The 7,768-nt window shown below is 71.1% G+C and carries 10 protein-coding genes; 8 read left to right on the plus strand and 2 right to left on the minus strand.

Going from position 1 to position 7,768, the window contains the following annotated elements; genetic code table 11:
• Nucleotides 1-84 precede the first annotated feature (84 nt).
• Genes IE153_RS34135 through IE153_RS34145 form a run of 3 tightly spaced genes read left to right on the plus strand, consistent with a single transcriptional unit; the run spans nt 85 to nt 1,333 of the window.
• Nucleotides 85-411: an SH3 domain-containing protein gene (locus tag IE153_RS34135; RefSeq protein WP_189593581.1), complete on the plus strand. Its 327-nt coding sequence runs from the start codon at nt 85-87 to the stop codon at nt 409-411.
• A gap of 28 nt (nt 412-439) precedes the next feature.
• Nucleotides 440-778 carry a hypothetical protein gene (locus tag IE153_RS34140; RefSeq protein ID WP_229829303.1) on the plus strand — a complete coding sequence of 113 codons (339 nt, stop codon included), beginning with the start codon at nt 440-442 and terminating at the stop codon, nt 776-778.
• Between the two features lie 42 nt (nt 779-820).
• Complete coding sequence (locus tag IE153_RS34145; protein WP_189593582.1) at nt 821-1,333, plus strand: EamA/RhaT family transporter; 513 nt, start codon at nt 821-823, stop codon at nt 1,331-1,333.
• Between the two features lie 24 nt (nt 1,334-1,357).
• Here the strand turns inward: IE153_RS34145 and IE153_RS34150 are convergent, their stop codons facing one another.
• A complete protein-coding gene (locus IE153_RS34150; protein WP_189593583.1) occupies nt 1,358-1,936 on the minus strand; it encodes a TetR/AcrR family transcriptional regulator in 579 nt (192 codons plus the stop codon).
• A 71-nt stretch (nt 1,937-2,007) separates the two neighbouring features.
• Between IE153_RS34150 and IE153_RS34155 the strand changes: the two genes are divergently transcribed.
• The 5 genes from IE153_RS34155 (at nt 2,008) to proC (ending at nt 6,191) form a co-directional block, all read left to right on the plus strand.
• Nucleotides 2,008-2,601, plus strand: a complete 594-nt coding sequence (locus IE153_RS34155) for a dihydrofolate reductase family protein (RefSeq protein WP_189593584.1) — start codon at nt 2,008-2,010, stop codon at nt 2,599-2,601.
• Nucleotides 2,602-2,759: 158 nt separating this feature from the next.
• On the plus strand, nt 2,760-3,593 hold the full coding sequence (locus IE153_RS34160; protein ID WP_189593585.1) for a class I SAM-dependent methyltransferase: 834 nt from the start codon (nt 2,760-2,762) through the stop codon (nt 3,591-3,593).
• 71 nt (nt 3,594-3,664) lie between these two features.
• Complete coding sequence (locus IE153_RS34165; RefSeq protein WP_189593586.1) at nt 3,665-4,498, plus strand: ABC transporter ATP-binding protein; 834 nt, start codon at nt 3,665-3,667, stop codon at nt 4,496-4,498.
• Nucleotides 4,495-5,274 (plus strand): ABC transporter permease, encoded by a 780-nt coding sequence (locus tag IE153_RS34170; protein WP_189593587.1) that lies wholly within the window; start codon nt 4,495-4,497, stop codon nt 5,272-5,274. Before IE153_RS34165 ends, IE153_RS34170 begins: the two co-directional genes overlap by 4 nt.
• 104 nt (nt 5,275-5,378) lie before the next feature.
• Complete coding sequence (gene proC, locus IE153_RS34175) at nt 5,379-6,191, plus strand: pyrroline-5-carboxylate reductase (RefSeq protein ID WP_189593588.1); 813 nt, start codon at nt 5,379-5,381, stop codon at nt 6,189-6,191.
• 44 nt (nt 6,192-6,235) lie between these two features.
• On the opposite strand, the gene trpS is transcribed toward proC, so the two are convergent.
• The gene (gene trpS, locus IE153_RS34180; protein ID WP_189593589.1) at nt 6,236-7,276 is read right to left on the minus strand and encodes a tryptophan--tRNA ligase; all 1,041 of its coding nucleotides are present in this window, start codon (nt 7,274-7,276) and stop codon (nt 6,236-6,238) included.
• Between the last annotated feature and the right edge of the window lie 492 nt (nt 7,277-7,768).

Here is a 7,768-nt window from a genome sequence, read left to right on the forward strand (position 1 = left end):
GTTGCGCACATGTGTTTCATGTCGTGATTCAGGGGAATCAACGGGACCCATGACGGCCATGGGGTCCAACGGGGGAGGTTTTCCATGTCTGTCGACCGCGTCGAAGAGACAGTGAGCGGCCAGGGGGCGGAAGCGCACACCGCCGAGGCCACCACCACGGCACTGCGCTACTACTCGGTCGCGCCGGGCGTCCGTGTCAACGTCCGCAGCGGCCCCGGCACCAACTACACCGTCGTCCGGGTCCTGCCCGAAGGGGCGAAGGTGGCGATCTTCTGCCAGTCGCCGGGCACCAGGGTGACGGGCCCGTACGGCACGACGAGCATCTGGGACAACATCGACAACGGTCAGTACATCTCGGACGCCTATGTGCAGACCGGCAGCGACGGCTACATCCGCCCGCGCTGCTCCTGAACCCACCGCCGCTACGCCGGGATCACTCATGCCATCGCTGAAACGCAGATCCGTGATGCTCGCGGGCCTCACGGGAGCCCTTCTCATGGTCGGCGCCGCCACAGCGGAAGCCGAAGGCCTGCGCTACTACCCGGTCGCGCCCGGCGTCAGCCTCGCCGTGCGCACCGGCCCCGGCACCTCCTACGGCATCGTCCGCTATCTCCCCGTGGGCGCCCAGGTGCCGATCTACTGCCAGACCCCCGGGACCACCGTCACCGGCACGTACGGCACGTCGAACATCTGGGACAACATCAGCAGCGGTGAGTTCGTCGCGGACGCTTACGTCAAGACGGGCAGCGACGGCTACGTCGCCTCCCGCTGCGGCTAGCCCGCACGGAGCCCGCGGTCCGGCAAGGGTCATAATCGACCCGTGAGTGCAGACGGCAGCACCCGTGCCACCCCCGCGGGCTCCACGGCCGAGGCGCTCGGCCCTCGACCAGAGCCCCTGCGCTTCTTCGGCACGACCTGGCTGAACCACGACAACGGCTACACCGCACGCCGCATCGCGGTCGCCGTCGGCTCCCTCGCGGCGGCCGCCGCCTCCTGCCTCGTCCTCCGCCTCGCCTACCAGGGCCTCCAGATCGCCGCGATCGGCGGCTTCGTCACGCTCCTCATGGTCGTGATGTTCGCGATCTGCAGCGCGATGGCCTTCCGTCACACCTGGGACGGCTTCACCCGCCGCCCCGACCCGGACCGTCAGGCGTCCCTGCGCGGCCTCCTGACCGTCGGCTTCGTCGGATCCCTCCTCGCCTACTTCTTCCGCTCCCTCACCGAGGCCCCCGGCGAGAGGCTCCACCGCGAGGAGTACGAAGAGGCCCGCAAGCAGTACGAGAAGCGCACGACCCGCCGCTCCGGCAACCCGAAGAACCGCCGCCGCGCGTAGCGGCCACCAGCGAGGCCCTGCCGCCTACCGCTCCGCCACGATGCGCTCGACCGCCGCCGTCACCAGCTCTTCGCGCTCCGCCTCGGTGAAGACGTCCGGCAGGGTGAGCTGCTCGACGATCAGCCAGTTCAGGGTCAGCATGAGCAGCTTGACGGCCATGGCGTCGCCGGGGAGGCCGGAGGCCTCGTGGTACGCGACGTTGGCATCGACATCGGCACGGACCCGCTCGGTGAGGACCTTGCGCAGTTCGGGACGACGCGTGGCCTCGAGACGCAGTTCGAGCAGGGCGAGGTACCCGGTGCGGAACCCCGCGACGCGGCTGACGAGCTCCCGCATCAGCACCACGTAGGTCTCCCGGTCGCGGCCGGCCGCCCGCTGGCGGGCGATCGTCGCGTCGTCGGGCTGGAGCCGCTCGTAGACCCGGGCACCGGCCTGGGTGAGGAGATCGTCCCGGTTGGCGAAGTAGTTGGACGCGGTCCCCGCCGGTACGGCGGCCTCGGCGTCCACCGCCCGGAACGTCAGACCCCGTGCCCCCTCCCTGGCCAGCACCTCGATCGCCGCGTCGACGAGCGCGGCACGCCGCTGGTCGTTCCGTCGCACCATTGACACCACTCCAGTTGTAGTACTACTTTCAAACCACTTCAAGGAGAGTACTACGAATGGAGTTATCAGAGATGCGAAAGCTCGTGTACTACATCGCCGTCACGCTCGACGGCCGCATCGCCGGCCCCGACGGCGAGTACGACTTCTTCCCCGCCGGCGACGAACGGCAGAGCGCCGCCTACAGCGCCTGGGCCAACACCCTGTACCCCGAGACGGTCCCGACCGCCTACCGCGCCGCCGCCGGCCTCGCCGACACCCCCAACCGGTACTTCGACACCGTCGTCATGGGCCTCGGCACCTACCGCGCCCCCTTCGAACAGGGGGTCACCAGCCCTTACGCGCACCTGCGCCAGTACGTGGTGTCCAGCACGCTCCGGCCGGACGCCGACCCGGCCGTCACCGTCGTCCCGGGCGACCCGCTCGGCCTGGTCCGCGCACTCAAGAAGGAGGAGGACGGCGGCCTGAACGTATGGCTCTGCGGCGGCGGCAAGCTCGCCGGCGCCCTCCTGCCCGAGATCGACGAACTGGTCGTCAAGAACTACCCGGTGGTCGCCGGCGCCGGAGTGCCGGCGTTCGACGGCGCCTTCGACCCCACCGTCTTCGATGTCGCCGAGCGCACCGCCTTCCCCAACGGCGTCACCCTCACCCGCCTCACCCGCAGCTAGGGCATTCCTCGGGCTTCGGCTCCCGAACGACCCGACCGCCCACCCCACTTCGGCATCCGCTCGGGCAACGGAGCCTCACCCAACGGGAACAGCCCGCCCCCCGCCGATCTCACCGAAATCTCACCGCACTCCACCCCGCCCCCGGCCACCATGGCCGTATGACCACATCGCCCTCCGCCCACCACCCCACCGGAGCCGACCCGACCCCCGAACCCCCAGCCGACACCCCCGAGCCCACCCGAAGCGCCCGAGCCCACTCCTTCAACGCCGCGGCGGCCCAGTACGCCGCCAACCGCCCCTCCTACCCCCCGGCCCTCTTCGACGCGATAGAAGACCTGACCGGCCGGCCCCTCACCGGAACCCGCGTCGCGGACATCGGCGCCGGCACCGGCATCGCCACCGCCCTCCTGCACGCCCGGGGCGCGGACGTCGTCGCCGTGGAACCCGGCGACGGCATGGCGGCCCAGTTCCGCCGCACCCTGCCCGACATCCCGGTCATCCGCGGCACGGGCGACGACCTCCCCCTAGCCGACGCCTCCGTCGATCTCGTCACCTACGCCCAGGCCTGGCACTGGACCGACCCCGCCCGCGCCGTCCCGGAGGCCCTGCGCGTCCTGCGCCCCGGCGGCGCCCTCGCCCTGTGGTGGAACACGGACGCGCTCGACGTCCCCTGGATGGCCGAGGCCGCCGCCCGCATCGCCCGTCACTTCGACATCGACGTCTCCGCAGAGAAGCGCAACGTCGACGCCCGCGCCGCCGACCCCACCGGCCTCCTCGACTTCACCCGCCGCACGGTCCGCTGGAGCCGCCGCGTCCCGGTCGACACCCACCTGGCCAACATCGGCAGCCACTCGGTCTTCCTCGTACACGGCGCCGACCACACCGCGTCGTTCCTGGCCGAGGAACGCGAGCACCTCCTCCGGGCCTTCCCGGACGGCTTCGTCGAGGAGGTCTACGAGGTCGTCCTGCTCCTCGCCAGGCCCCCGGCCTGACGCACACCCGCCCGAAGGCCGCCCACCGCGGCGGCTTGACGCGTCCGACCCCCGGGAGCATTATTCATCACATGATGAATAATGCTCCCGGGTCGCCACGCCCGGGCCCGGCACCCATCCCCGGCCAGTCCCCGGACCCGGACACCCCAGCCGTCCACGCCGAGAACCTCACCGTCGTCCGCGGCCCCCGCACGGTCCTGCGCAACCTCGGCTTCACCGTCCCCCGGGGCCAGATCACCGGCCTCCTCGGCCCCTCCGGCTGTGGCAAGTCCACCCTGATGCGCGCCCTCGTCGGCACCCAGGCCAAGGTCACCGGCACCCTCGACGTCCTCGGCCGCCCCGCCGGCCACCCCACCCTGCGCACCCGCATCGGCTACGTCACCCAGGCCCCGTCCGTCTACGACGACCTGACCGTCCGCCAGAACCTCGACTACTTCGCCGCGATCCTCGACCCCGGCCGCCCGGCAGCCGACCGGCGCGACGCCGACGTCACCCGCGCCATCGCCGACGTCGACCTCACCACCCACGCCGACGCCCTGGCCGGCAACCTCTCCGGTGGCCAGCGCAACCGCGTCTCCCTCGCCGTCGCCCTCCTCGGCTCCCCGGAACTCCTGGTTCTCGACGAACCGACCGTCGGCCTCGACCCGGTCCTGCGCCGCGACCTGTGGAACCTCTTCCACGACATCGCGACCGGCCGCGGCGCCACCCTCCTCGTCTCCTCCCACGTCATGGACGAGGCCGAGCGCTGCCACCGCCTCCTCCTCATGCGCGACGGCGAACTCCTCGCCGACGACACCCCCGACGTCCTGCGCACCCGCACCGGCGCCACCACCGTCGAGGAGGCCTTCCTGCGCCTGGTGGACGAGGCGAAAGCAGCCGCCCGCACGAAGGAGACGACCCGATGACCACCACCGCGACCCGGCCGGCCACCCCACCGAGGGCCCTGAGCGCCTCCCGCACCACCGCCACCGCAGCCCGGGTCCTCCGCCAGCTCACCCACGACCCCCGCACCATCGCGCTGCTGATCCTCATCCCCTGCGTGATGCTGTTCCTGCTGCGCTACGTCTTCGACGGCAGCTCCCGCACCTTCGACGGCATCGGCGCGTCCCTCCTCGGGATCTTCCCCCTGATCACGATGTTCCTGGTGACGTCCATCGCCACCCTGCGCGAACGCACCTCGGGCACCCTCGAACGCCTCCTCGCCATGCCGCTGGGCAAGGGCGACCTGATCGCCGGCTACGCCCTCGCCTTCGGCACCCTCGCGATCATCCAGTCCGCCTTGGCCACGGGCCTCGCGGTCTGGTTCCTCGACCTGGACGTCACCGGCAGCCCCTGGCTCCTCCTCCTGGTGGCCCTCCTCGACGCCCTCCTCGGCACGGCCCTCGGCCTCTTCGTCTCGGCCTTCGCGGCCTCGGAGTTCCAGGCGGTCCAGTTCATGCCGGCGGTGATCTTCCCCCAGCTGCTCCTGTGCGGCCTGTTCACCCCGCGCGACACCATGCACCCGGCCCTGGAGGCCGTCTCCGACGTCCTCCCCATGTCCTACGCCGTCGACGGCATGAACGAGGTCCTCCGCCACACGGACATGACCGCCACGTTCGTCCGGGACGCCCTGATCGTCGCGGGCTGCGCACTCCTGGTCCTGATGCTGGGCGCGGCGACCCTCAGGCGCCGGACGGCGTAGCCGGCCCGGCGCGACATCCCGCCCAGCGGACACCCGAGCCGTCCCCCACTCCCCGGTGCGAGGATGGACCCCGGACGACGCACCCTTCGGAGGCACCCCGCGCCATGACCCAGAAAGTCGCAGTCCTCGGCACCGGCAAGATCGGCGAAGCCCTGCTCAGCGGAATGATCCGCGCCGGCTGGACCCCGTCCGACCTCCTGGTCACCGCCCGCCGCCAGGAACGAGCCGAGGAACTCCGCAGCCGCTACGGCGTCACCCCGGTCACCAACCCCGAGGCCGCCAAGACCGCCGACACCCTGATCCTCACGGTCAAGCCGCAGGACATGGGCACCCTCCTCGACGAGCTCGCCCCGCACGTTCCCGCCGACCGCCTGGTCATCAGCGGCGCCGCCGGCATCCCCACGGCCTACTTCGAGGAGCGCCTCGCCCCCGACACCCCGGTCGTCCGCGTCATGACGAACACCCCCGCCCTCGTGGACGAGGCGATGTCCGTCATCTCCGCCGGCACGCACGCCACCGCCGGCCACCTCGCCCACACCGAGGAGATCTTCGGCGCCGTCGGCAAGACGCTCCGCGTCCCCGAGTCCCAGCAGGACGCCTGCACCGCCCTCTCCGGCTCCGGCCCGGCCTACTTCTTCTACCTGGTCGAAGCCATGACCGACGCCGGCATCCTCCTCGGCCTGCCCCGCGACAAGGCCCACGACCTCATCGTCCAGTCCGCCATCGGCGCCGCGACGATGCTCCGCGACAGCGGCGAACACCCGGTCAAGCTCCGCGAGAACGTCACGTCCCCCGCCGGCACGACGATCAACGCCATCCGCGAACTCGAGAACCACGGCGTACGGGCCGCCCTCATCGCCGCCCTCGAAGCCGCCCGCGACCGCAGCCGCGCCCTGGCCTCCGGCAACAACAACTGACCACCGGGGGCGGGCCCGACACCCGCCCCCGCAGCCGCCTCACCTCACACCGTCACCACGGCCCCGGCACCGGCCGTCTCCGCCTCCGCCGCAGCCGGCAACAACCCGATCGCCCGGTACGCGGCATCCACCGTCGGCCGTGCCATCCCCCGAGCCCGCTCCGCCCCGGCCCGCAGAACCCCCTCCACATGACCGGGATCGGCACACAACTCCTTGTGCCTCTCCTGCAACGGCCGGAGCACCTCGACCACAGCCTCGGCGGTGTCCTTCTTCAAGGCCCCGTACGACGGGTACGCACCACTGAGCGCCTCGGGCTCGCCACCCGTGCACGCCGCGAGGATCTCCAGCAGGTTCGCGAGCCCCGGCCGGGTCTCCCGGTCGTACACGACCTCCCGCCCGCTGTCGGTCACCGCCCGCATGACCTTCTTGCGCACCACGTCCGGCTCGTCCAGCAGATAGACGATCCCCGGCCCGACGTCATCGCTCTTGCCCATCTTCGACGCCGGATCCTGCAGGTTCATCACCCGCGCCGCCACTCCCGGTCGGGTGGCCCGCGGCACCACGAACGTATGCCCGTACCGCTGGTTGAACCGCACGGCGAGATCCCGGGCGAGCTCCACGTGCTGTCGCTGATCGTCCCCGACCGGCACCTCACCGGCCCCGTACGCCAGGATGTCCGCCGCCATCAGCACGGGATAGGTCAGCAGCGACAGCCGCACACTTCCGCCCCGCTGCCGCTCCCGCGCGGCCTTCTCCTTGTACTGGATCATCCGCCGCATCTCACCGTCGGTGGCCACGCACTCCAGTACATAGGAGAGCCGGGCGTGCTCGTCCACATGGCTCTGCACGAACACCGTGCAGAGCTCCGGATCCAGCCCGGCCGCCAGCAGCAGTGTCGCCGACTGCCGGCTCAGCCTGCGCACCCGCGCGGGATCGTGGTCCACGGTCAGGGCGTGCAGATCGACTACGCAGAACAGGGCCTCGGCCTCGTGCTGGTCGACCGCGGCCCACCGCCGCATGGCCCCCAGATAGTTCCCCAGCGTCAGATGCCCTGTCGGCTTGACCCCGCTGAAGACCCGTGTCATCTCTCCACCTCCTGGTCGGGACCGCCGCCCCGGGCGGCCGCCCCTCCGTGGATCCGGGAGGGAGAAACGAAAACGGCCGCCGAAGCGGCGGCCGTCGAGTGCATACGTGTGCACGGCCGCCGTCAGGCGGCCCACCACAGCTGGGTGCACGTACGCGTTGTCATGCGGCCCAGGCTACGCCCCGGAAGTGCCGCCCGCCCCCGAGTTGACACGCCCTACCCCCATCCGTAGTGTTCTCCGAGTTGCCCGACGTGAGCGCCGACTCCGGTCGGTCCCCGGGCAGCCAATCCGCAGGTACCAAACCACTATTCGACGCGCAGTACGTCTGTCGTCGCTTCATTGGCGTGTGTATTTACGGAATGAGGAATCCGCGTTCGAAAGGACGAGGCCCCCGATTCGCTCGGGAGCCGGGGAATCCGCTAAAGTCTCACTCGTCGGAACGGCCCAACAGCCGCAAAGACAAACCCCGCTGACCGGGGATCAGGCCCGAAA

The organism is Streptomyces massasporeus (genome assembly GCF_014648995.1).
Lineage (GTDB): Bacteria > Actinomycetota > Actinomycetes > Streptomycetales > Streptomycetaceae > Streptomyces > Streptomyces massasporeus.